The following is a 22,314-nucleotide window of genomic DNA, read 5'->3' as shown; positions in this document are numbered from 1 at the left end:
ACTTCAAGTTATCAGCTATTCCATAATGTGATTGGTTCGATATCTTTTTAAAGCCTATCTTTGCGCCGTCAAAAACAAAGGATAACTAAATGATATTATAAGAAATGAACACAATTGAACAAGTGCTGACGAAGTACAACAAACCCCTTTTCATTCTCCTATTCGTTCTTTGTCTGATGCCTTTTATTTCTCCGGCTATAGCTCTGTTTCTAGGTCTTGCGCTGGGAATGACAGCCGGACAACCTTTCCCGAAATTCAGTAAGAAAACGTCTAAATATTTATTGCAGTTCTCTGTAGTGGGCTTGGGATTCGGTATGAATCTGCATGAATCGCTGAGAACCGGAAAAGAAGGGATGCTCTTTACGGTCGTATCGGTTGTTGCCGTGTTGGCTTTAGGTATGTATCTGGGGAAGAGATTGATGATGGACCGGAAAACGGCTTATCTGATCTCCGCCGGAACTGCGATTTGCGGAGGAAGTGCTATAGCTGCCGTTGCTCCGGTGGTAAAAGCCAACGACAATGAGATGTCGATGTCGCTTGGAACAATCTTTATTCTGAATGCGATCGCATTGTTTATTTTTCCGCCTATCGGACATTTGCTGGGAATGAGCCAGGAGCAATTCGGTATGTGGGCGGCTATTGCCATACATGATACGAGTTCTGTCGTGGGAGCCGGTGCCGCTTACGGTGAGCAAGCGCTTGAAATAGCTACAATGGTCAAGTTGACACGTGCTTTATGGATTATCCCGGTAACGATTGCTACCATGTTTATTTTCAAACAGAAAGGTGCAAAGATCAGCATACCCTGGTTTATTTTCTTCTTTATTCTGGCTATGGTTGCAAATACTTTCCTGACAATTCCTGAAACGATAACAGGTTCACTGGTTTGGCTGGCAAAGAAAGGTTTAACGGTTACCCTGTTTTTGATCGGTGCCGGATTATCCCGGAAAGTAATCAAACAGGTAGGCGTACGCCCGATGGTGCAAGGTGTTGTCCTTTGGATATTTATCGGGTTGATCAGTTTAGGAGTAATAATGTTGGTTTAAAATGAGCAAAATCTTGTTTAAAACGGGGGTAAAGTTCGTTTAAAACGAGATTTTGCCCGTTTTAAACAAGAATAACTGTACTTCTCCTTTTTATGGAATGTAATCAATCCTGAAAAATATGAAACCCATATCTCTTACTTCCCTCTTATTGAATTAATTTCCTATCTTTGCGGTTTCTAAGTGAATAATAAAGATGGCATCTAAGATTACAAAAGGCATTATAATTTCATTTTGGGTACTGTTCGTTGCAGCAGTGGGAACTGTGTTTCTGATATTTACAGCTATTGCAAATGGTTCAATCGGGTATGTCCCCCCCGTAGAACAGCTAGAAAATCCAATCGATAAATATGCATCCCAGGTTATTTCGGCAGATGGAAAGACGCTGGGTAGTTATGCGCATAGTAAAGATAACCGTATTTTTGTGAATTATCGGGACCTTTCGCCCGATTTGGTGAAGGCTTTGATTGCAACTGAAGATGTTCGTTTCACCGAACATAGTGGTATTGATGCTCAGGGACTTTTCCGTGCTGTTGTAAAACGCGGTATCCTGATGCAGAAAAGTGGTGGTGGCGGTAGTACTATCACTCAACAGTTGGCAAAACAGCTTTTCTCACCGAATGCAGATAATTTGATGGAACGTCTTTTCCAGAAGCCGATTGAATGGGTGATTGCTGTTCAGTTGGAACGTTATTATACAAAGGAAGAGATCATTAATATGTATCTGAATAAGTTTGACTTCCTGTATAATGCGGTAGGAATCCAGTCGGCTGCTCGGGTTTATTTCGGGACTACTCCGAAGAATCTGAAGATAGAGGAAGCTGCTACTTTGGTCGGTATGTGTAAGAACCCTTCTTATTTTAATCCGAAGCGTCAGAATGAACGTACACGCGGACGCCGTAATACGGTACTGGAACAAATGCAGAAAGCTGGTTATATCACTCGTGCTGAATGTGATTCGTTGAAGGCTTTGCCGCTGGTTCTTCATTTCACCCGTATGGACCATAAGGAAGGTCCGGCTCCTTACTTCCGTGAATATCTGCGTATCCTGATGACCCGTCCTAAACCGGATCGCAGTACGTACAGAGGTTGGCAGAAACAGCAGTTTTATGAAGATTCTCTGGCTTGGGAAACCAATCCTCTCTATGGTTGGTGCAACAAGAATAAGAAAGCTGACGGCGAGTATTATAATCTTTATACCGACGGTCTGAAAATATATACGACGATCGACTCCCGTATGCAGCAGTATGCGGAAGAATCTGTCCGTGAGCATTTCAGTAAAGATTTGCAGCCTGCTTTTGTTCAGGCTAACAGAAAGAAGAAACAGGCTCCTTTCTCAATTGATCTTCGTCCGGGTGAAGTGGATACAATTATGATGCGTGCCATGCATCAGACCGACCGTTACCGGGCTATGAAAAAGGCAGGGGAGAAGGAAGATGAGATACGCAAAGTGTTCAATACACCTGTCGATATGCGTGTATTCTCCTGGAACGGACCTGTCGATACGATCATGTCGCCGATGGACTCTATCCGTTACCATAAAAGCTTCCTGCGTACCGGCTTTATGTCGATGGATCCGCGTAATGGTTATGTGAAGGCTTATGTGGGTGGTATCGATTATAATGACTTCCAGTATGATATGGTGAATGGCGGACGCCGTCAGATCGGTTCTACTATCAAGCCGTTCCTCTATTCTCTGGCGATGATTGAAGGTTTCAGTCCATGCGACGAAATGATGCATGTACAAAATACATATTTTGACGAGAATGGTATCCCCTGGACTCCGCGTAATGCCAGCGCCAAGCGGGTTGGTGAACGTGTTTCTATTCAATGGGGATTGCAAAATTCGGATAACTGGGTGACGGCATGGCTGATGAGCCAGATGTCTCCGTATACTTTCGTGCGTCTGCTTCATTCTTTTGGTTTGAAGAATCAGATGGATCCTGTAATTTCGATATGTCTCGGTACTCCTGACGTTTCAGTAGGCGAGATGGTAAGCGGTTATACTGTTTTTGCAAATAAAGGTATCCGTGCTGAACCGATCTATGTAACCCATATCGAGGATCCGTATGGAAATACGATTGCCTCCTTTAATTCACAGATGAGTGAAGTGCTGACGGAAGATGCTTCTTATAAGATGCTTCATATGTTGAAGAATGTGATCGATGGCGGAACAGGTAGCCGTGTCCGTTTCCGTTATGGAATCAAGGCTCCGATGGGCGGTAAGACCGGTACGACGCAAAATAACTCCGACGGTTGGTTCATGGCCTTTACACCTAGTCTGGTGTCGGGTTGCTGGGTTGGAGGCGAAGAACGTTCCATCCATTTCGACCGTTTGTCTGAAGGTCAGGGGGCCAGTATGGCGTTGCCGATCTATGGTTTATTCATGCAGAAAGTATATGCTGATAAGACGCTTGGCTATTCGGAAGAGGAAGATTTCGATATTCCGGAGCAATATGCAAATCCTTGTAAAACCATCACGGAGGAAGAACGCAAGCATATTCCGGCAGATACCGGTGGCATTGATAAAATGTTTGAATAGTAAACAAGATTGATTATATGAGACTCCCGCAAATCTGAATAATTTATTAGATTTGCGGGAGTTCATTTTTTTAGAAGATCTGAACTTATTTCAATGGAAAGTGGTTTACAGATTATAAAGTGATATAACATGAATTTCAGACATAAATATGTATTGGCTATCGATCAGGGAACAACTACTTCCCGGGCCATCCTGTTTAATCGTCAGGGACAGGTCATCACACTCTCTCAGAAAACGTTCCAGCAATATTTTCCTAAGCCGGGTTGGGTAGAGCATGACCCGAACGAGATATGGTATACACAGTCGCTTGCGATCAAGGAAGCGATGGCGAAAGCCGATGTGACGGATGACCATATTGCCTGTATCGGTATAGCCAATCAGCGTGAGACGACGATTGTGTGGGACCGTGAGACGGGTTTTCCTGTTTACAATGCGATTGTGTGGCAGGATCGCCGCACAGCTGATTATTGTGAGGAGTTGAAAGCGGAAGGTTATTCCGATTTTATTCAGCAAAAGACCGGACTGGTCATCGATGCCTACTTCTCGGCAACTAAAGTAAAATGGATACTGGATCATGTAAAAGGTATCCGTGAACGGGCGGAACGGGGTGAACTTTGCTTTGGAACAGTCGATTCCTGGCTGATCTGGAAGCTGACACGGGGTACACAATTCATTACGGATATTACAAATGCCTCCCGGACCATGTTGTTCAATATAAATACCATGCAATGGGATCAGGAGTTGCTCGATCTGTTTACAATCCCGGCCTCCATGTTGCCGGAGGTGAAGAGCAGCAGCGAGGTTTATTGTGAGACTTCTACCCCGATATTTAAAGCCGGTATTCCTGTTTCGGGAATGGCGGGTGACCAGCAGGCGGCTCTGTTCGGACAGCTGTGTCTGGAAGAAGGTATGATGAAGACGACCTATGGTACGGGCTGTTTTATGATCGTAAATACCGGGGACAAACCGGTGCTTTCACAAAACAACCTGCTGACGACCATTGCCTGGAAGCTGGGTGATAAAGTAACTTATGCATTGGAAGGCAGTGTGTTTGTCGGTGGTGCGGCTATCCAGTGGCTCCGTGACGGTATCGGGTTGATACCGAATGCTCCGGTCACGGAACAGATGGCGAAGTCGGTTCCGGACAATGGCGGTGTCTATTTCGTACCTGCGTTGACCGGTTTGGGAGCTCCTTATTGGGACCAGTATGCACGGGGAGCTATTATTGGCATTACCCGCGGTACGACAGCTGCGCATCTGACACGTGCTGCGTTGGAAGGTATTTGTTACCAGGTATATGATGTACTGATCGCGATGGAGAATGATATTCACGCCAAGCCGAAGGAGATTCGGGTGGATGGCGGTGCGATTGCTAATAATTTCCTGATGCAGTTTCAGGCGGATATCAGCCGCTGTCCGGTAGTCCGTCCCAGTATAATTGAGACAACTGCTTTAGGAGCTGCTTATCTGGCCGGGTTGGCAGTGAACTACTGGAAAGATATGGATGAGTTGAAAGAGCAGTGGTCGCTGGATACCATCTTCACTGCCAAGATGAAACCGGAAACAGCTTTGGCTTTACTTTCCGATTGGCATAAGGCGGTCGGACGGACAATGAACTGGGCGATGGATAGCGAAATATAAAGAGTATGCCTGGATACCCGGAATTGCACCGCTTGCAGGCTTTGCGCTGGCAACGATGCTTTATTATATTCTGAAATAGAGCATTTAAACGTTTTTTATCTAATCTAAAAAGTGGTATATTCGTGGTATTATTCTGGAGAGAAAGAATAGCCAGAATCAATTTAAGCCTATTGAAATGAGTAGAATAACCACTTTACTTTTAGTATTTTGTTTGATATTGTCCGGATGCGGAAAACATAAATCTCGAAATAATCAGGTTACATTGGAACCGGATTCATTATCCGGACCTTACAGCCATGCGCAAGAGTTGTTTGACAAAGCCCGTGAACTGCAAAAAGGGGAGGATTATCCCGCTGCCATATCGGTTTATCAGCAATTAATATCCCTGGAACCAACGGATGATGACATAAAATCTGTCGCCACCCTAATGGATGAAGGATTCCTGCAATTGGTCTATTGCTATATCTTTGGCGGGCAACGGAAAGACGGGGCAGACTATTTCAGCCATATATATAAAGAAAACAAACTATGGTTTGTACGGAATTATCCCCGTAGTGTGGAAATCAGTACAGCTTATTCCCTCTATGAAGCTACGCGCCTGGAAGAAGCCGTTGCTCTGATAGACCGTGCCTTGTCGCGGCAAGAGGAAGGCAGGGAGAATGAGCAACTTTACGTGGACAATGGCATTGCATCCGTCATTTATAACCAGGCTGGCGAAATACGCAAGGCGATTGCTTGTGGCGAACGGAGCCTTGAGATTATAAAAACACTGGAAGACCAGTCGAAGATCGTGTTTGTGCTGGGTAACTTGATTTTTCAGTATCAGCAGGTGGGAGAATTTGAACAGGCCCTTGCAGCTTATGATGCTCTGCTGGCTTCCGGTGAAGGGGAAAAGAACCCGTATGGATTGTGTGCTGCCGAGACAAATGTTGTCCAGCTCTACGATGAATGGGGTTTGGAAGAGGAAGTAATGCTCCATCTTAATAAAGCCCGTGAAGCTGCCGACCGGAGCGGTGTTCCTGATGCCTTTCTCCGGGTAGATAATTTATCCGTTTATTATGCTCTTCAATGTAAAGAATATGAAAAGGCTGCCGTTTTGCTGGACAGTATGCAGGTTCGTATGCCGGACCGTTCACAAAATTCGTTCTATCATGAATTTTATGATAATTACACCTGTATCCTGGCTGTAAGCGAGACGAAAGGGCAGGGCGGAATGGCTATTGCTTCGGCTCGCCAATTAATCGGGCAGTTGAAAGATAGGCCGTTGAATAACTTGTCGGTCCTGACATACCGCCTGTTGGGGGATGTGTTGGCAGAGGTAGGGGAGACGGCCTTATCCATAGAAGCGTATCAGGCCTGTTGCGACTATATAGAGAAGAACCAATTGGTGAATCAGCAGCGTCTGGTCTATTATGCGTTGGGAAAACTGTATGCAGAAACAATGCGCCCAGCCGAATCGTCCCGCTATCTGCTGATGGCTCATCAGGCTAACCAACAGTTTACCGAACGCCGGAATGCCGGATTAATTTCGCAATTCCGGGTTAAATATGAAACAAGGGAAAAGGAGCAGGATAACCGGTTGTTGCGTTCCGAGTTGCAGTTGCAGAAACGTACCCTGCAATATTATATCCTGATTGGCATCTTATCCTTTTTATTGGGCGTTGCTTTTTTGCTTTGGCTGAGTATGCGTCATAAGAAATCTCTCCGGCTGATTGAGGAAAAGGAAGGTCAGCTCCGGCAGATGCTGACCGAGCGGCAGAACCTGAACCGTAAAAACGAAGAACTACGTATGCAGATTGAAACGGCAGATGCCCTGCATACAATGCAGGAGGTGATAAACAGTCTTTCTCCCCGTTTGCTGACTGCGGAAGAGGAGCAGGAGTTCCGTCGCCAGTTCTGCCTTCTCTATCCGTCGTTCCTGTCGGGGTTGCGGAAGGCTTGTTCGGCTGTGACTCGTAATGATGAGTTGCTGGCTATGCTGATTCGTCTGAATCTTTCGTCGGAAGAAATAGCTTTTGCCCTCGGAAATAACCGGGCAAGTGTGAATACCTCCCGCTTCCGTTTGCGGAAAAAGTTGGAGCTGGACAAAGACGTATCGTTGGAAGATTACATGAGTCGATTTTAAATGGTTTGTAAATCAATAGATAGAAGTCTGTTATAGTAATTGTCTATTGAATTGTCTATTGCCGTTTTTAGGAAATGGCACCGGTATTGCATAGTTTCGCTTTCGTTGTAAGGCTTTTGATTGAAGTTATCATATAATATGAATTAAAATTAGCTAACATGAAAACGATTACATTATCAAGATTGAACAGACCATTTTTATTAAGGCGATTATTAACTATTACCTGTACTATCCTTTCTGTACTAATCCTGTTTGCGGCTTGCAGCGATGATGACGAGCCGTGTCCGGCACAGCATCCGCAGGTGGCAGTTTGTTTGAAAAGCCAGACAAACAGTTGGCGTACAGCCCTGGGTTATTATGCCACAAATCAGTTAGAATCGAAAGGACTGAGTTATACGACTTATGTAGCCAAAGACAAAGCACAGCAGGCGAACCAGATTCGTATGGCAGTGGAATCAGGCTGTCAGATACTGGTGGTCGCTCCCGAAGGTATTGCCAAGGATGCACTTGATGTCGCTTTCTCGGCAGGGATTCCGGTCATTATGTTTGAAGACGGAGTGACTGATGGCTATACCGCGTTGGTACAGGGGGACAATGCGGCTGCCGGTAAAAATGCCGCAGAGTATGTCGCCTCGAAAGGAGCCGGTCATGCAGTGGCTTTTAAGATTACACAAGACCCAGCGTCGAGTGATGCCCGTGTAGATGCTTTTACAGAGGAACTGAAATCCAAATCACCTTCAACGCAGGTGACTACACAGACTCTTTCATTATATACCAGCGCTGACGGCAAGGAAGCCGCAGCCCGTATCCTGGCCGATGATCCGTCGGTGGATGCTTTTTATGCCCAGGATGACGAGGTGGCATCGGGTGTAATCGAGGCCATCAATGAATCCGGCCGCAATGATATCAAGGTCGTTGTCGGTTGTGGCGGGTCGCAGGCTTTCTTCTCATTGATACTTTCGACAACGGTCACGGATGTTGCGACTACGCTTTATTCGCCGTCCATGATTACCAAATGCATAGACTTGGCTGATGATGTGCTGAAAGGCAAAACGATTGAGGAAAAACAGATTGTAATGCCGGCGACAGTCGTAAACAAGGATAATGTCCGGGAATATCAGGATAGCAACTCTCCTTATTGAGTTGCTTAGGTTTCCGGTTCGGGCGCAGGATTAGCAGATTCTTTCTGTTAATTCTGCGCTTGAGTAACAGGGTTTCTCTATAAATCCTTATATTTGCCCATCATCAATAAAAAGACAATCGATATGACGACAAAGCCTTATAGCACAGACGAAATTCCACAGTCTCAGCCCGTCTCCGAACCTGCTGTTTCTTATGGTCTGCCACAGGATACCGCCAGCCTGAAGCTGGCAGCAATCAATGAATTGATGAATATCTTCGACCCGGAGCGCCTTTCGCAGGCGGTTGATTATTTGCGGTCGCTGGGAAGGGAAGAGGTTAAGGAGTCTGTTCCGCCCTGTCAGTTTACCTCTCAGGAATTAAAAGCCGGTATAAGAATCGCTATGGAGCAGTCCCGTCAAGGACTGGGACTTACAAACGAAGAAATGCGTAATAGAAAACGGCCATGGAGAAGGGGATAAAATGGATGCCCTTTGCAATAGATTGCATAGACAGAATTTGCCTCTTTCTGGCAGAGAAGAGTCCTTCTGCTGCTGATAGATTGGACACCGCTTTTTATGAGGCCGTTACACCTCTTCTTACTTTTCCCGAGGCAGGTCAGCCGGAACCTGTTTTAGAAAAAGAAGAGGAAGAGTATCGTTATTTAGTTGTAGAACATCACTATAAACTAATCTACTGTGTGAAGAGTGATTGTATAGAAATTGTTGCAGCCTAGGATTGTCGGCGTGACCCTTATTTCCTGGAGCATCTGTTTCTTTAATCAAATCAATCCCCATATAACCTTTATCACCTCCGGAATAGAAGCCTCTACTTCCGGAGTCAGTTCCATATTGACCTCGTTCAGGTTGGCGGCGGAGACGACAATCAGGTGTACTTCCGGCAGGTCGCCGGTCAGAATCATTGTTTCAATCATGTCGCGGAGACCTATTTCATGGGCACTCATCAACGGAGGATAATCGCTGGCGTATTTCGGACAGATGAGACGGACGGTGCCCGGAGGATTGCTGTCGAGGGTGGCGTCTACCATGATGATATGGTCGTAACCAGTGAGCCAGCTGATAAGATGCAAACCTCCCGTCCCGCCATCCATCAGGGTGACGTGGGCGGGAAGCGTTTCTTTCTCCAGGGCGCGGATGACGTGTATACCGACCCCTTCATCTTTCAGCAACAAGTTGCCGACACCTAATATAAGAGTTTTCTTTTCCATTATTTGCTTTTCTTTGCCGCCTTTGTGATTGTTTCGGCTGTCTCTGTTATTTCTTCCTTGTCGGCTATCTCTTCTTCGATGAACTTCCAGCCACCGATGATGGAGGAGGTTTCACCGCGCTGTTCGATGTAGTCGTGGTAGAATACCAGATATACATGGACGATGGCGAACAGGATGAAGAACCACATCAGGAAATGATGTATCTGCCGCGCCATCAGGTCGCCGCCCATCAACGGGACGGTCCAGGCAAACAGCTGGGGGAAGGCTGACTGGCTCATTTTGGCATACAGCCCGAAACCCGTAATGCTTTGCAGCAGGAAGGCCCAGAACGTGCCGAAATAGATTAAGCTCGCCAGCGCATTATGCCCGATACTGTCGACCGGCTTGTTCTTTATCATCAGTATATCGACTTTGATTACCTCCAATACTTCCTGCCATTGCGATTTCTTCAACGGGATGAAGTTGTTCCAGCGGGCAAAGCGGTTTCCCACGAATCCCCAATACAGGCGGAACACGAAGTTGAAGAAAAACACGAATGCCGTTACAAAGTGGATGAAACGGACCACGCCGAACCAATAGCTGAAATAGGCTTCCGAAGCATTCAGCATGGCCGGAGGGTCGGCAATGATAAACCCGGTAATGCAAAGTATGACGATGCACAATGCATTCACCCAGTGGTAAATACGTACGGGCAACTCCCATACGTATACTTCTCTCAGACGTTTCTTACGACTTTTCATAGCAATACTTTTTAAAACGTATCCATTTGGTGCACATACTTCCCTTCCTCGTCATACAGGTGCACGGCACAAGCCAGGCACGGGTCGAAGGAATGGATGGTCCGGAGGATTTCAAGTGGTTGATTGGCATCGTGTATCGGTGTGCCTATCAAGGCTGATTCGTAGGGTGACAGGTTGCCGTTCTCGTCTCTCGGCGAAGCGTTCCAGGTGGTCGGGACTACCATCTGATAGTTCTTCATCCGGTTGTTCTCGATGACGGCGAAATGAGCCAGTGCGCCGCGCGGAGCTTCGCAGAGGCCGACCCCTTGCGCCTGTTTCGGCCAGTTCTCGTTTTCCCACATGACCGGGTTGGCCATGCGCGAGTCGCCATTTTCCAGGTTCTTCATCAACTGGTCGAAAAACTCGAGCGACCATTGAGCGACCAACTGGGTTTCGATGCCGCGGGCAGCGGTGCGGCCCAGGGTGGAGAAGAGGGCGGAGGCGGGGAGGTCGAGTGCCTTCAGCACATTGTCGACAGCTGTCTTCTGCGGTTCCTTTCCGGCGGCATAGGCTACGACGAGACGGGCCAGCGGGCCGACTTCCATAGCATGCCCTTTCCAGCGGGGCGTTTTAATCCAGCTATATTTATCGTCTACGTTCAGATGCTTGTAGGGCGGTTTCGGACCGGTATATTCGAGGTTCGTTTCTCCTTCGTACGGATGGAGACCGGCTTTATCGCCTTCGGTGTATTTGTACCAGGAGTGGTAGATATATTCTTTGATTTCCTCCGGCGAGTTGGCGTCTACCGGATGAACCTTGCTCAGGTCGCGGTCGAGGACGATGCCGCGCGGACTCATGTAATCTTCTACACCGGCGTATCCATGCAGGGGAAAATCACCGTAGGAAAGGTAATTGCTTACGCCGCCGCCTATCTTGCTCCATTCGTCTTTATATACGCCGGCAATCATCAGGAGGTCGGGAATATACACCTGGTCGATGAAATCCTTGCCTTCCTGCAACTTCTGTTTCACCAGTGCGAGACGTTCGGCATTGATGGCGTTCGCCTCGTTCAGGTCGATGCTGCACGGCATGCCGCCGACCAGGAAGTTGGGATGCGGGTTCTTTCCGCCGAAGACGGCATGTACTTTGACAATCTCTTTTTGCCATTCCAATGCTTCGAGGTAATGGATGGTGGCAATCAGGTTTTGCTCCGGCGTCAGTTTGTAGGCCGGGTGCCCCCAATACCCGTTGGCGAAGATGCCCAGTTGACCGCTGGCGACGAACTTCTTGAGCTTGTTTTGCATTTCTGTGAAATAGCCTTCCGTGTTTTTGGGCCACGGCGACAGCTGCTGGGCGAGGAGGGCGGCCGCTTTCGGGTCTGCCTTGAGGCCGGAAACAATGTCGACCCAGTCGAGGGCATGCAACTGGTAGAAATGCACCGTATGGTCGTGCATGTAGAGCACCGCTTCCATGATGTTGCGCACCATTTCGGCATTGGGCGGAACACTGATGCCGAGCGCATTCTCAACGGCGCGAACCGAGCAAAGCGAGTGGATGGAGGTACACACGCCGCAAACACGGCCTACGAACACCCAGGCATCGCGCGGGTCGCGGTCGCGTACTATGTTTTCGATTCCACGTACCATCGTACCGGAACTGTATGCATCTTTTATTTTGCCATTTTCGATGGCTGCCTCTACCCGGAGATGACCTTCGATACGGGTAATAGGGTCTATAACGATTCTTTCAGACATGGTGTTGCTAATTTAGTTAGATGGTAGATTTGTTTTCCGGTTCTTCGTTGTCGATCAGTTTCTTCTTCCGGATATTAGTGGCTACGGCATGGACGGCGATGCCGGCTGCTGTCGCGGCTCCCAGGGCAAGGCCAATCTGGTCGGCTGTCGCTTCGATGCCGAACCCGTGTACGTCGGGCATCCGTTTATAGAACGGGCTGTTGTCCCAGAAGTTTTCTTCGCTGCAACCGAGGCAGGGGTGCCCGCTCTGGATAGGGTAGCTTGTCCCTTCGTTCCATTTGATGATACCGCAGGAGTTGTAGGTGCTCGGCCCTTTGCATCCCACTTTGTAGAGGCAATACCCATGCTTGGCGTTTTCGTCGTCGAAGCTCTCCACGAAGAGGCCGGCGTCGAAGTTGGCACGGCGGTAGCAGGTGTCGTGCACGCGGCGTGAATAGAACATCTGCGGACGTCCCAACCCGTCGAGTTGCGGCATACGCTCGAATGTCAACATATAGATGATTACACCTGCCATGACGTCGGCGATTGGCGGGCAGCCTTGTACGTTGATGATTGGTTTCCCCTTGATAACCTTATGGATCGCTTTTGCGCCGGTCGGGTTCGGGTTGGCCGCCTGCACGCAACCGGCACATGCGCAGTTTCCCCAGGCGATGATGGCTTTGGCGCCTTCGGCAGCCTCGCGGGTGATTTGCAGGGCGCTTTTGCCGCCGACACAGCAATAACCTTCGTCTTTCGTCGGAATCGAACCTTCAATCATAAGCAGGTATTCACCTTTATATTTCTTCATGGTCTCTTCCTTGGCAGCTTCGGCCTGTTCGCCGGCGGCAGCCATCAGGGTTTCCGTATAATCGAGTGAGATTTTGTCGAGAAGCAGGGTCGCCACGATAGGGTGGGCGGCACGGATGAACGATTCTGTACAGCAGGTGCATTCTTGCAGGTGAAGCCAGATGACCGGCAGGCGCGGCTTGGTTTCGAGCGCGTTGACAACCTGGGCAACACCGGAGGCTTCCAATCCCATAAAGGCGGCCATGGTGGTACAGAATTTCAGGAAATCCCTTCGGGAGATGCCTTTCTGCCGGCATTCCTCGTAGACGGTTGGTCTTTTGTTATCCATATTTTCGTAATTTATTGGTTTCTTTGTTTTCTTCCGATGACTGGAACAGTACTCTTCCGATAGTCGGAACAACACTCTTCCGATGGTAGGAACAGTGCTTTTCCGATAGTCGGAATAACGCTCTTCCGATTGGCGGAAATTTCAGCAGATACGCGGCAGCTGTTCGCCGCTCAGCATATCGACTATCCGGTAGTTGCCGTAAAGTGTCCTCATCTTCACCACTGCGTTGCCTTTCTTTTCCACCCGTCCGATGACGGTAGCCTTTTCTCCCTCCGGGAAACTGCGCATGACGACCAGTGCTTCTTCCGCCAGTGCTTCGGGGAGGATGACCAGCACCAGCCCTTCGTTGGCGACATACAGCGGGTCGAGTCCCAGTATCTCCGAAGCGCCTCTTACAGCATCGGGGATGGGGAGGGCCGCTTCGTCCAGTATGATTTCAACGTTGGCCGCTTTCGCAATTTCGTTCAGTGTTCCGCTCACCCCGCCACGTGTCGGGTCGCGGAGCACATGGACTTCCTCTATATTTTTTAACAACCGGGAGAGCATATTGTTTAACGAAACGGTATCACTTTTCAGATTTGTTTCGAATCCGAGGCTTTCGCGGGCGGAAAGGATGGTGATGCCATGCGCTCCGATAGGACCGCTGCAAATCACTGCGTCTCCGGGTTGTACGCGGTCGGGGGCGATGCGGATGCTTTCGGCGACGACTCCGATGCCGCTGGTATTGATAAAGAGTTTGTCGCATTTGCCACGTTCCACCACCTTGGTATCACCGGCGACAATCTGCACGCCGGCTTTGTCGGCCGCCTTCCTCATGGACTGCACGATGCGTTGCAGGTCGGCAAGCGGCAGGCCCTCTTCGAGTATGAACCCGGCAGTGAGGTAAAGCGGACGGGCACCGCAGCAGGCAAGGTCGTTCACCGTCCCGTTCACCGCCAGGTCGCCGATATCGCCTCCGGGAAAGAAAATCGGGTCGACCACGAAAGAGTCGGTCGAACATGCCATACGCCCTTTCTGAACGGGAAATACGCAGCCATCGTGGTCCTGTTCTAGCAACGGGTTGCGGAAGGCGGGGTAGAAGATGTTGCTTATCAGTTGATGCGTCATCCTCCCGCCACCGCCATGCGCCATCAGCACACAGTCGGCATCGTTCAACGGTATCGGGCAGTTAAAATCTTCGTTCTTCATAATCATTATTATCATATTTGAACTATCTTGTCCCCGTGCTTGACACGGGGCCGCAATAGTTCATATTTTTCTATATTTGTAATAAGCCGCACAAACTCCTTCCGACGAAACCATCGGTGCACCTTTCGGGCGTTCCGGCGAACAACCCTTTCCGAAGAAAGGACAGTCGGCGGGTTGCTTCACGCCCCGCATGATGTCTCCGGCAATACATTCGGATGGGATTTCTGTTCCATTCGGATGGAATGGGAATTTCTCCCGGGAGGAATAGGCTGCATATGTTTTCTTTAATCGTAAACCGCTGTGGGGAATGACGCCGATGCCCCGCCATTCCTGGTCGCATGCCTCGAGCGTTTCGTCCATCAACGCGCGGGCGGCCGGGTTACCCGTTTCGGGGACGGCACGCCGGTAGGCATTCTCGACAATGTGGCTTCCGCCTTCCAACTGGAGCAGGCAACGATAAATGCCGTATAGCAGGTCGACCGGCTCGAAGCCTGTGACGACCATCGGTGTTTTATATTGTTCGGCCAGCTTGTGGTAAGCAGAGTTTCCGGTGATGGCACAGACGTGTCCGGCGGTCAAAAATCCGTCTACCTTACTTCCCGGGTCCGAAAGAATCGCGTCTATGGCCGGAGGAACTGTGAACAGCGACGTGAGCAACGAGAAATTGCTTAACTTTCGCCGTTGTGCCTCTTTTAACGCCATCATATGAACAGGGGCGGTTGTTTCAAAGCCAATGGCGAAAAAGACAACTTCTTTCTTCGGATTTGTTTCCGCCAGTTCGATCGCATCGAGCGGGGAATAAAGCATTCGAACATCTGCACCGTGTGCTTTTGCCTGTAATAAATCTTCTTTTGTGCCCGGCACACGCATCATGTCACCAAACGAAGCCAGAATAATATCGGATTGTCCCGCCAGTTCAAGTGCCTGGTCAATCAGACTAACCGGAGTCACACAAACCGGGCATCCCGGCCCGTGAAGTAGCCGGATTTCCTGTGGCAGCATCTCTTCCAGGCGGTAACGGGCAATGGCATGGGTTTGCCCGCCGCATATCTCCATGATGTGCCACGGCCGGGTCGTTACCTTTCGGATAGCCCGCAGGAGTGCCTGTACCTGTTCGTTATTTCTATATTCATCGACGTACTTCATAAGCGTTGGAGTTTCTTTAAATCTTCCAGTGTTTCTTCTGCCTCTCGTGCATTCACTACGGAGATCGCCATTCCGGCATGCGCCAGGATATAATCGCCTTCCGTCACATCGACCCATTGGATGCAAATGTTTTTGGTGATGCCGCTAAAGTCAACTCTGGCCATGGCCAGCTCAGGCTCGGAACGGTCTATGCTTATAATTTTACCAGGTATTGCCAGACACATAAGCTGATTTGTTTTTTATTAACAACTCCAAAAGTAGGCAATATGTTTGGGAAAAGGTGTGTTAAATGATACATATTATCTATTAATTTATAGATAAAAGTTATCTCTATTGTTGCCGGGTTCGGTTGTTTGTTAAACTTAAACCCTCTATATTTGTGAGCATAGTAAAACAAACAGTGTGAGAATATCGATATTGACAATCCGTGGGTTAGTGCAAGGCGTTGGCTTTCGTCCTTTTATCTATCGTATAGCAAATGAGATGAAGATAAAAGGAGAGGTCGGTAACCGGAATAACGGAGTGTCGATCCGTGCGATCCTGACTCCGGAGCAGCGGGAACTTTTTATTTCCCGGATCAGAAATGAGCATCCGGCAGTTGCTTCGATCCATAGTGTTCAATGGGAAGAAGCCGATGTTGCAGATACGGATTATCCGGATTTTATGATTACACCCAGCCGTTCCGATTCGGAGGAGGTGACGCAGGTGGCGCCCGATATCGCTGTTTGTCCCGAATGCCTTTCCGACCGGATGAGGCAGCCGCATCGCCTGCGTTATCCTTTTATCAACTGTACGCATTGCGGTCCCCGTTTCTCCATCATCCGCGATTTGCCTTACGACCGGAAGCAGACCACGATGGCCGCCTTTGCCATGTGTCCCGACTGCCGGAGGGAATACACGACGGTAAGCGATCGCCGTTTCCATGCACAGCCTGTGGCCTGCAATCATTGCGGGCCTTTCTATTATGCAATATATAATAATGTAAAGATAAAGGAGTACGATAAGTTGCTGGACCTGTCCGTCCGCCTGCTTCGTGAAGGCGAAGTGATAGCGGCGAAAGGCATTGGTGGCTATCATCTGATATGCGATGCCCTGAACGGGGAGGCGGTGGCACGTTTGCGGGCGATAAAGCAGCGTGACAGCAAGCCTTTTGCCGTTATGTTCCGCGATATGGAACATTTGCGGCATTATGCGGAGGCGGGTCCGGTCGAAGAAGACTGTCTGTCTTCCTGGCGCCGCCCGATTGTCTTGCTGAAACAAAAGAAAGCACTGGCGGACGATATAAACCGCGGCATGCGGACCTTGGGTTGTATGTTGCCTTATATGCCGTTGCATGAGGACTGGTTTGCCGCCCTCGACACACCGGCCCTGGTGATGACAAGTGGCAACCTGAGCGATTACCCTATCGCCATAACTCCGGACGAAGCCGCGGAGCAGTTGTCCGGAAAGGTCGCTCTCCTGTTTCATCATAACAGGGATATTTATAACCGGGTGGACGATTCAGTCCTTCAGGTTTGCGGCGGGCAACCTTGCCTGGTGCGCCGTTCGCGCGGCTATGTACCGGAGCCATTCTTTGCCGACATTCCCGTGGAAGGTATTCTGGCTTTCGGTGCGGAGAAAGTAAATACGTTTGCCCTGGGAAAAGGGGATACCATTCTGCAAAGCCAGTATATCGGTGACCTGAAAAACTGGGAGACATTTAGCTTCTACACGGAATCGCTGGACCGCTTCCGGCATCTTTTCCGTTTTACCCCTTCTGTGCTGGTTTGCGACATGCATCCTGATTATCTCTCATCGCAGGAAGCGGAGCGCGTCGCCGCACGTACCGGATTGCCTCTGCTGAAAATACAACATCATCACGCCCATGCGGCAGCCTGCATGCTGGAATATGGCTTGCATGAGAAAGTTATTGCCATCGTCCTGGACGGGACGGGGCTGGGTGACGACGGAAAGGTCTGGGGAGGCGAGTTCTTCCTCTGCGACCGCAAAGAGTGCCGCCGTCTCTCGCATTTTGAATATGTCCCGCTGCCCGGTGGCGATAAGGCGGCAGTGGAACCCTGGCGGATGGCCGTCGCTTATCTGTGGCATTATTGGGGAGATTCCGCCCGTTTCCCGGAGGGCTTTTCCGAACGGGTAGGTGCGGATAAAATCCGCCTGCTGATGACGATGATGGAGAGAGGAGTCAATACGCCCTATACCTCGGGTGCCGGCCGGCTGTTTGATGCCGTCGCCTCCCTCTTGGGGTTGTGCGACGTGTCGACCCATCAGGCCGAGGCTCCTGTAAAACTGGAGCAGGCAGCCGGCAGTGAACAGTCGGCGCGTTATCCGGTTATAATAAAGGAAGGTGTTATATCCTTCCGCCCCTTGTTTGAGGCACTGTTGAACGATTGGGCTTCCGGAGTCTCCGTCGGTGACCTGGCTGCCCGGTTCCATAATACGATGGCTTTCCTGCTGCTCGACGAGGCCGCACGCCATCTGCAACAGACCGGAGCGACCCGCGTGGTTATCTCCGGCGGCTGTTTTCAAAATAAAAGGTTGACGGAACAGTTGCAACGTTTATTTGCCGCAAAAGGTATCCCGTTGTATGTCCCGGGCCGTATACCATGTAATGACGGGGGAGTTGCCGTCGGCCAGCTGGCCATTGCCGCTTCCCGGAATAAAAAAGACTGATTATGCACGAAATGTCTATTGCACAGAGTATCGTAGAACTGGCCGAAGAACAGGCGCGCAGCCGTCATTCGGAAGCCGTCGAGGAGCTGGAACTGGAAATCGGCCGCCTGGCGGGTGTAGAATTGCATACGCTTGATTTCGCACTGGAAAGCGCAGTGAAAGGTTCCCTGCTCGAACATGCTTCGATTGTCCGCCATATCATTGACGGTGAGGGCATGTGTACCGGTTGCGGGCAGACTTTCCCGATGGAGACTCTGTTCACGCCTTGCCCGGCATGCGGTTCCTATTGTGTTAAAATCATTAAAGGAAAAGAACTTCGTGTAAAATCTATTGTTATTAAATAATAAATACAAAACGCTTATGTGTGGAACTTGCGGGTGTGGAGAACACCATCATCATCACGAACACGACCATCATCATGAACATGGCCATGAACATCATCATCACCATCACGATGAGGATAAGGTAATAACTCTTGAACAGGATATACTCCGGCGGAACAATCTGCTGGCGGAGCGTAACCGCGGTTATTTTGAGGCAAAGGAAATCTTCTGCCTGAACCTGATGAGTTCGCCCGGTTCCGGAAAGACTACGTTGCTGGAGGAAACCGTGCGCCGCCTGAAAGGCAAACTCCCTTTGTATGTCGTCGAGGGAGACCAACAGACTTCTAATGATGCCGACCGCATTGCCGCACTGGATATCCCCGTTTTCCAGGTCAACACCGGTACCGGCTGCCATCTGGAAGCCGATATGGTGAACCACGCAGTCAAACATCTGGCACCGGCCGATCACTCGATACTTTTTATAGAGAACGTCGGCAACCTTGTTTGTCCTGCCATGTTCGACCTGGGCGAAGCAAAGAAAGTCGTTATCGTTAGCACGACCGAAGGTGACGATAAGCCGTTGAAATACCCGCACATCTTTGCAGAAGCTGATGTTTGCGTAATCAATAAGACAGACCTGGCACCTTATCTGAATACCGATATAGAGACCTTGAAGAGTAATGCTTTAAAGGTGAACCATCATTTGCAGGTGTTTGAAGTGTCGGCAACGAAAGGGGACGGCATGGATGCCTGGTGCGACTGGTTGTGCTCAGAATGTGCAAAATGTAAATAAATAACCCCTGTTTTGATGGATAAATGGATAAAAAAGCTATATTTGTTCCTGTTCATTGAATCAAAATAATCAAAGTGTTATGATTAACCGAGAATTAATCGACCCGAAGAGCATAGTCGTAGTAGGCGGCTCGAATAATGTACACAAGCCGGGTGGGCGTTTGGTACGAAATCTCCTTGATGGCAAATATAAAGGAGAACTGTATGTCGTGAATGCCAGGGAAGACGACGTGCAAGGTCTGAAATCGTATCATTCCGTGCAGGATATTCCGGATACGGAAATGGCTATCATATCGATTCCCGGTCCTTCATGTCCCGAAGCTGTTGATATCCTGGCTAAACAGAAGAATGTAAAAGCATTTATTGTGGTTTCCGCCGGTTTTGGCGAAGAGACTCACGAGGGGGCTATCCTCGAAAATCAGATGCTGGATAGTGTGAACGAAGCAGGTGCCTCCATGATTGGTCCAAACTGTATCGGACTGATGAATATGAATTTTCATGGAGTGTTTACACAGCCTATCCCCGAATTTCATCCCGACGGAGTCGACTTTGTCTCCAGTTCCGGCGGTACGGCGCTTTTCATCATTGAATCGGCATTGACAAAAGGCTTGCGTTTCTCCTCTGTATGGTCGGTTGGCAACTCCAAGCAGATTGGGGTAGAAGAGGTGATTGAGTATATGGACCGTAACTTTGACCCTGTGCTCGATTCCAAAATCAAGATGCTTTATATCGAACAAATTAAGAATCCCGATAAATTATTGTATCATGCCGCTTCGCTGATTCGCAAAGGCTGTCATATCGCAGCCATCAAAGCAGGAAGCACCGAATCGGGCAAGCGTGCTGCTTCCTCGCATACCGGTGCAATTGCCAGTTCGGATTCGGCTGTGGAGGCTCTGTTCCGTAAAGCCGGTATCGTACGTTGTTTCAGCCGTGAAGAGCTAACGACGGTTGCTTGTATTTTCACCTTGAAAGAGGTAAAAGGAAAAAACTGTGCAATCATTACACACGCCGGAGGTCCTGCCGTCATGTTGGCGGATGCTCTTTCCAAAGGCCGTCTGAACGTTCCCAACCTGGAAGGTCCGATAGCGACCGAGTTGAAATCCAAGTTATATCCCGGAGCAGCCGTTAGCAATCCGATTGATATTATCGGAACGGGAACACCGGAGCATCTGGCTACGGCAATAGACTTCTGTGAGAATAAGTTTGAGGAAGTCGATTTGATGATGGTTATTTTCGGAAGTCCCGGTCTGGTGAAACTATATGATACATACGAAGTGCTTCATAAAAAGATGGAAGAGTGTAAGAAACCAATCTTCCCGGTATTGCCTTCTATCGTAACTGCCGGCCCGGAAGTGCGCAGCTTTGTGAAAAAGGGACATGTGAATTTCTCGGACGAGGTGACTTTGGGTACGGCTCTTTCCCGTGTGATCAATACGCCGAAGCCGATGAGTACCGATATACAATTATATGGTGTCAATGTGCCCGAAGTGCGTCGTATCATCGACCAGTTGCCATCCAACGGTTATCTGGCTCCCGAACAGGTTCGCACACTGTTGGGTGCTGCCAATATCCCATTGGTGGAAGAGTTTACATCGACCGACAAAGACGAGTTGATTGCTTTTGCCAAACGTGTAAAATTCCCTGTTGTGGCAAAGGTGGTCGGTCCTGTACATAAAAGTGATATTGGCGGTGTAGCCCTGAATATCCGCAGTGAGGAGCACTTGTTGTTTGAGTTTGAACGTATGATGCGCCTGCCGGATGTGACGGCAATTATGGTACAGCCTATGCTGAAAGGGCAGGAGTTGTTCCTCGGGGCGAAGTATGAGGAAGGTTTCGGGCATGTAATCCTTTGCGGTCTGGGAGGTATTTTTGTCGAAGTACTGAAAGATGTTTCTTACGGTCTGGCTCCGTTATCCTATGACGAGACCTTTTCAATGATTCGTTCTTTACGCGGTTATCCGATTATTAAAGGTACACGCGGGCAGAAAGGTATCGACGAGCAACAATATGCAGATATTATAGTCCGTCTTTCTACTTTGCTCCGTTTTGCTTCTGAAATAAAAGAAATGGATATTAACCCGCTGGTTGCAACCGACCGGGGATTATTTGCGGTAGACGCCCGTATCCGGATAGAAAAATAATATCTCTGACAGATATTAATAAAAAGGGGAATTGAAACGTAAGCCTGTCGATTTGTTTCAATTCCCCTTCGTATATTTGTACTACTCAGCCTGTTTTCTTCCTCTTCTTTTTCGTCCGGGAAGTGACGGCGGAATATTATCTCTGACAAATTTTTTAAAGCTACTGAGCGATACCTGGTAATACTCGGCCAGTTCGGCGTACGTAGCATTTTCTTCGTTGAGTTCCTTTTCTATCTGTTCTTTCTGCGCAAGTAGGTGGTCCATTTTGGGAGTACCTTTCGGGCGTCCGAGGGTTGTGCCCCGACTTCTGGTAATTTCCAGCGATTCTTTTGTCCGTGTCGAGATTAGTTTGCTTTCAATTTCCGAGACGAGCCCAAAAGTAAATGCTAACGTTTTGCTGTCGACATTGTTTTCAAAAGTATACCCTTCTTTGAGACAGTAAAGAGTGATCTTTTTTTCAATACATAATAATATCAAATGCATAATTTCCATCAACCTCCGGCTCAGGCGTGTGACATCGGCTACAATTAATGTATCGCCGGCCTCCATATTTTTTATAATATCTTCAAGCCTGTTCTTATGTCGTGAGGATGTTGTTCGTGTATCTTTATGCCATTTGTCTATAGTCATGTTATTGTTCGCGGCAAACTGCTCAATCGCGTTTTTTTGATTGTCACTTTGTTGCTTGTTTGAATATGTTCGTGTATAGGCAATTATCATACTATTTTTAATGTTGATACGTTTATATTATAACATATTGGCTAGCAAT

The 22,314-nt window shown here is 48.7% G+C and carries 19 protein-coding genes; 11 read left to right on the top strand and 8 right to left on the bottom strand.

What is annotated here, in order from left to right:
• The first annotated feature begins 104 nt into the window (after nt 1-104).
• From C825_RS18800 to C825_RS18770, 7 genes are all read left to right on the top strand, one after another.
• Nucleotides 105-1,046 (top strand): YeiH family protein, encoded by a 942-nt coding sequence (locus tag C825_RS18800; protein ID WP_007653224.1) that lies wholly within the window; start codon nt 105-107, stop codon nt 1,044-1,046.
• A 193-nt stretch (nt 1,047-1,239) separates the two neighbouring features.
• Entirely contained in the window at nt 1,240-3,585 is a 2,346-nt protein-coding gene (locus tag C825_RS18795; protein WP_010803655.1) for a transglycosylase domain-containing protein, read from the top strand.
• 129 nt (nt 3,586-3,714) lie between these two features.
• Nucleotides 3,715-5,226 (top strand): glycerol kinase GlpK, encoded by a 1,512-nt coding sequence (glpK, locus tag C825_RS18790; protein ID WP_010803654.1) that lies wholly within the window; start codon nt 3,715-3,717, stop codon nt 5,224-5,226.
• A gap of 262 nt (nt 5,227-5,488) precedes the next feature.
• The gene (locus C825_RS18785) at nt 5,489-7,351 is read left to right on the top strand and encodes a tetratricopeptide repeat protein (protein ID WP_228100022.1); all 1,863 of its coding nucleotides are present in this window, start codon (nt 5,489-5,491) and stop codon (nt 7,349-7,351) included.
• Nucleotides 7,352-7,509: 158 nt separating this feature from the next.
• Entirely contained in the window at nt 7,510-8,493 is a 984-nt protein-coding gene (locus C825_RS18780) for a substrate-binding domain-containing protein (RefSeq protein WP_010803652.1), read from the top strand.
• 123 nt (nt 8,494-8,616) lie between these two features.
• Nucleotides 8,617-8,952, top strand: coding sequence for a hypothetical protein (locus tag C825_RS18775; protein WP_007653233.1), 336 nt, complete (start codon nt 8,617-8,619; stop codon nt 8,950-8,952).
• Nucleotides 8,937-9,206 (top strand): type II toxin-antitoxin system RelE/ParE family toxin, encoded by a 270-nt coding sequence (locus C825_RS18770; RefSeq protein WP_010803651.1) that lies wholly within the window; start codon nt 8,937-8,939, stop codon nt 9,204-9,206. The genes C825_RS18775 and C825_RS18770 overlap by 16 nt, the downstream gene beginning before the upstream one ends.
• Nucleotides 9,207-9,251: 45 nt before the next feature.
• On the opposite strand, the gene C825_RS18765 is transcribed toward C825_RS18770, so the two are convergent.
• The 7 genes from C825_RS18765 to C825_RS18735 form a co-directional block, all read right to left on the bottom strand.
• Complete coding sequence (locus C825_RS18765) at nt 9,252-9,698, bottom strand: HyaD/HybD family hydrogenase maturation endopeptidase (protein WP_007653237.1); 447 nt, start codon at nt 9,696-9,698, stop codon at nt 9,252-9,254.
• Nucleotides 9,698-10,438, bottom strand: a complete 741-nt coding sequence (cybH, locus tag C825_RS18760; RefSeq protein WP_010803650.1) for a Ni/Fe-hydrogenase, b-type cytochrome subunit — start codon at nt 10,436-10,438, stop codon at nt 9,698-9,700. Before cybH ends, C825_RS18765 begins: the two co-directional genes overlap by 1 nt.
• Before the next feature lie 11 nt (nt 10,439-10,449).
• A complete protein-coding gene (locus C825_RS18755) occupies nt 10,450-12,171 on the bottom strand; it encodes a nickel-dependent hydrogenase large subunit (protein ID WP_010803649.1) in 1,722 nt (573 codons plus the stop codon).
• Nucleotides 12,172-12,187: 16 nt separating this feature from the next.
• Entirely contained in the window at nt 12,188-13,285 is a 1,098-nt protein-coding gene (locus tag C825_RS18750; RefSeq protein ID WP_010803648.1) for a hydrogenase small subunit, read from the bottom strand.
• 141 nt (nt 13,286-13,426) lie between these two features.
• Nucleotides 13,427-14,473 (bottom strand): hydrogenase expression/formation protein HypE, encoded by a 1,047-nt coding sequence (gene hypE / locus C825_RS18745; RefSeq protein WP_010803647.1) that lies wholly within the window; start codon nt 14,471-14,473, stop codon nt 13,427-13,429.
• Between the two features lie 60 nt (nt 14,474-14,533).
• A complete protein-coding gene (gene hypD / locus C825_RS18740) occupies nt 14,534-15,619 on the bottom strand; it encodes a hydrogenase formation protein HypD (RefSeq protein WP_010803646.1) in 1,086 nt (361 codons plus the stop codon).
• A complete protein-coding gene (locus C825_RS18735) occupies nt 15,616-15,843 on the bottom strand; it encodes a HypC/HybG/HupF family hydrogenase formation chaperone (RefSeq protein WP_007653246.1) in 228 nt (75 codons plus the stop codon). The genes hypD and C825_RS18735 overlap by 4 nt, the downstream gene beginning before the upstream one ends.
• A 178-nt stretch (nt 15,844-16,021) precedes the next feature.
• Here C825_RS18735 and hypF point away from each other — a divergent pair, with 178 nt between their 5' ends.
• The 4 genes from hypF (at nt 16,022) to C825_RS18715 (ending at nt 21,545) form a co-directional block, all read left to right on the top strand.
• Complete coding sequence (gene hypF / locus C825_RS18730) at nt 16,022-18,289, top strand: carbamoyltransferase HypF (protein ID WP_010803645.1); 2,268 nt, start codon at nt 16,022-16,024, stop codon at nt 18,287-18,289.
• A gap of 2 nt (nt 18,290-18,291) precedes the next feature.
• Nucleotides 18,292-18,633: a hydrogenase maturation nickel metallochaperone HypA/HybF gene (locus C825_RS18725; RefSeq protein ID WP_007653250.1), complete on the top strand. Its 342-nt coding sequence runs from the start codon at nt 18,292-18,294 to the stop codon at nt 18,631-18,633.
• A gap of 16 nt (nt 18,634-18,649) precedes the next feature.
• A complete protein-coding gene (gene hypB, locus C825_RS18720; protein ID WP_010803644.1) occupies nt 18,650-19,405 on the top strand; it encodes a hydrogenase nickel incorporation protein HypB in 756 nt (251 codons plus the stop codon).
• Nucleotides 19,406-19,484: 79 nt separating this feature from the next.
• Nucleotides 19,485-21,545, top strand: a complete 2,061-nt coding sequence (locus C825_RS18715; protein WP_007653254.1) for an acetate--CoA ligase family protein — start codon at nt 19,485-19,487, stop codon at nt 21,543-21,545.
• An 81-nt stretch (nt 21,546-21,626) separates the two neighbouring features.
• On the opposite strand, the gene C825_RS18710 is transcribed toward C825_RS18715, so the two are convergent.
• Nucleotides 21,627-22,265 carry a recombinase family protein gene (locus tag C825_RS18710; RefSeq protein ID WP_007653257.1) on the bottom strand — a complete coding sequence of 213 codons (639 nt, stop codon included), beginning with the start codon at nt 22,263-22,265 and terminating at the stop codon, nt 21,627-21,629.
• Nucleotides 22,266-22,314 lie beyond the last annotated feature (49 nt).

This window comes from Parabacteroides sp. ASF519 (genome assembly GCF_000364265.2).
In the GTDB taxonomy this organism is placed as follows: domain Bacteria; phylum Bacteroidota; class Bacteroidia; order Bacteroidales; family Tannerellaceae; genus Parabacteroides; species Parabacteroides goldsteinii.
Note: the sequence above shows the minus strand (reverse complement) of the source record. Positions and strands in the feature narration are given on the sequence as shown.

What these genes read in the sequence shown, in the direction of transcription:
- hypD (WP_010803646.1), bottom strand. Translation starts at nt 15,619, where the DNA reads ATGAAGTACGTCGATGAATATAGAAATAACGAACAGGTACAGGCACTC.
- C825_RS18780 (WP_010803652.1), top strand. Translation starts at nt 7,510, where the DNA reads ATGAAAACGATTACATTATCAAGATTGAACAGACCATTTTTATTAAGG.
- C825_RS18715 (WP_007653254.1), top strand. Translation starts at nt 19,485, where the DNA reads ATGATTAACCGAGAATTAATCGACCCGAAGAGCATAGTCGTAGTAGGC.
- C825_RS18710 (WP_007653257.1), bottom strand. Translation starts at nt 22,265, where the DNA reads ATGATAATTGCCTATACACGAACATATTCAAACAAGCAACAAAGTGAC.
- C825_RS18800 (WP_007653224.1), top strand. Translation starts at nt 105, where the DNA reads ATGAACACAATTGAACAAGTGCTGACGAAGTACAACAAACCCCTTTTC.
- C825_RS18795 (WP_010803655.1), top strand. Translation starts at nt 1,240, where the DNA reads ATGGCATCTAAGATTACAAAAGGCATTATAATTTCATTTTGGGTACTG.
- C825_RS18775 (WP_007653233.1), top strand. Translation starts at nt 8,617, where the DNA reads ATGACGACAAAGCCTTATAGCACAGACGAAATTCCACAGTCTCAGCCC.
- C825_RS18735 (WP_007653246.1), bottom strand. Translation starts at nt 15,843, where the DNA reads ATGTGTCTGGCAATACCTGGTAAAATTATAAGCATAGACCGTTCCGAG.
- C825_RS18755 (WP_010803649.1), bottom strand. Translation starts at nt 12,171, where the DNA reads ATGTCTGAAAGAATCGTTATAGACCCTATTACCCGTATCGAAGGTCAT.
- glpK (WP_010803654.1), top strand. Translation starts at nt 3,715, where the DNA reads ATGAATTTCAGACATAAATATGTATTGGCTATCGATCAGGGAACAACT.
- C825_RS18725 (WP_007653250.1), top strand. Translation starts at nt 18,292, where the DNA reads ATGCACGAAATGTCTATTGCACAGAGTATCGTAGAACTGGCCGAAGAA.
- hypB (WP_010803644.1), top strand. Translation starts at nt 18,650, where the DNA reads ATGTGTGGAACTTGCGGGTGTGGAGAACACCATCATCATCACGAACAC.
- hypE (WP_010803647.1), bottom strand. Translation starts at nt 14,473, where the DNA reads ATGAAGAACGAAGATTTTAACTGCCCGATACCGTTGAACGATGCCGAC.
- cybH (WP_010803650.1), bottom strand. Translation starts at nt 10,438, where the DNA reads ATGAAAAGTCGTAAGAAACGTCTGAGAGAAGTATACGTATGGGAGTTG.
- C825_RS18770 (WP_010803651.1), top strand. Translation starts at nt 8,937, where the DNA reads ATGGAGAAGGGGATAAAATGGATGCCCTTTGCAATAGATTGCATAGAC.
- C825_RS18750 (WP_010803648.1), bottom strand. Translation starts at nt 13,285, where the DNA reads ATGGATAACAAAAGACCAACCGTCTACGAGGAATGCCGGCAGAAAGGC.
- C825_RS18765 (WP_007653237.1), bottom strand. Translation starts at nt 9,698, where the DNA reads ATGGAAAAGAAAACTCTTATATTAGGTGTCGGCAACTTGTTGCTGAAA.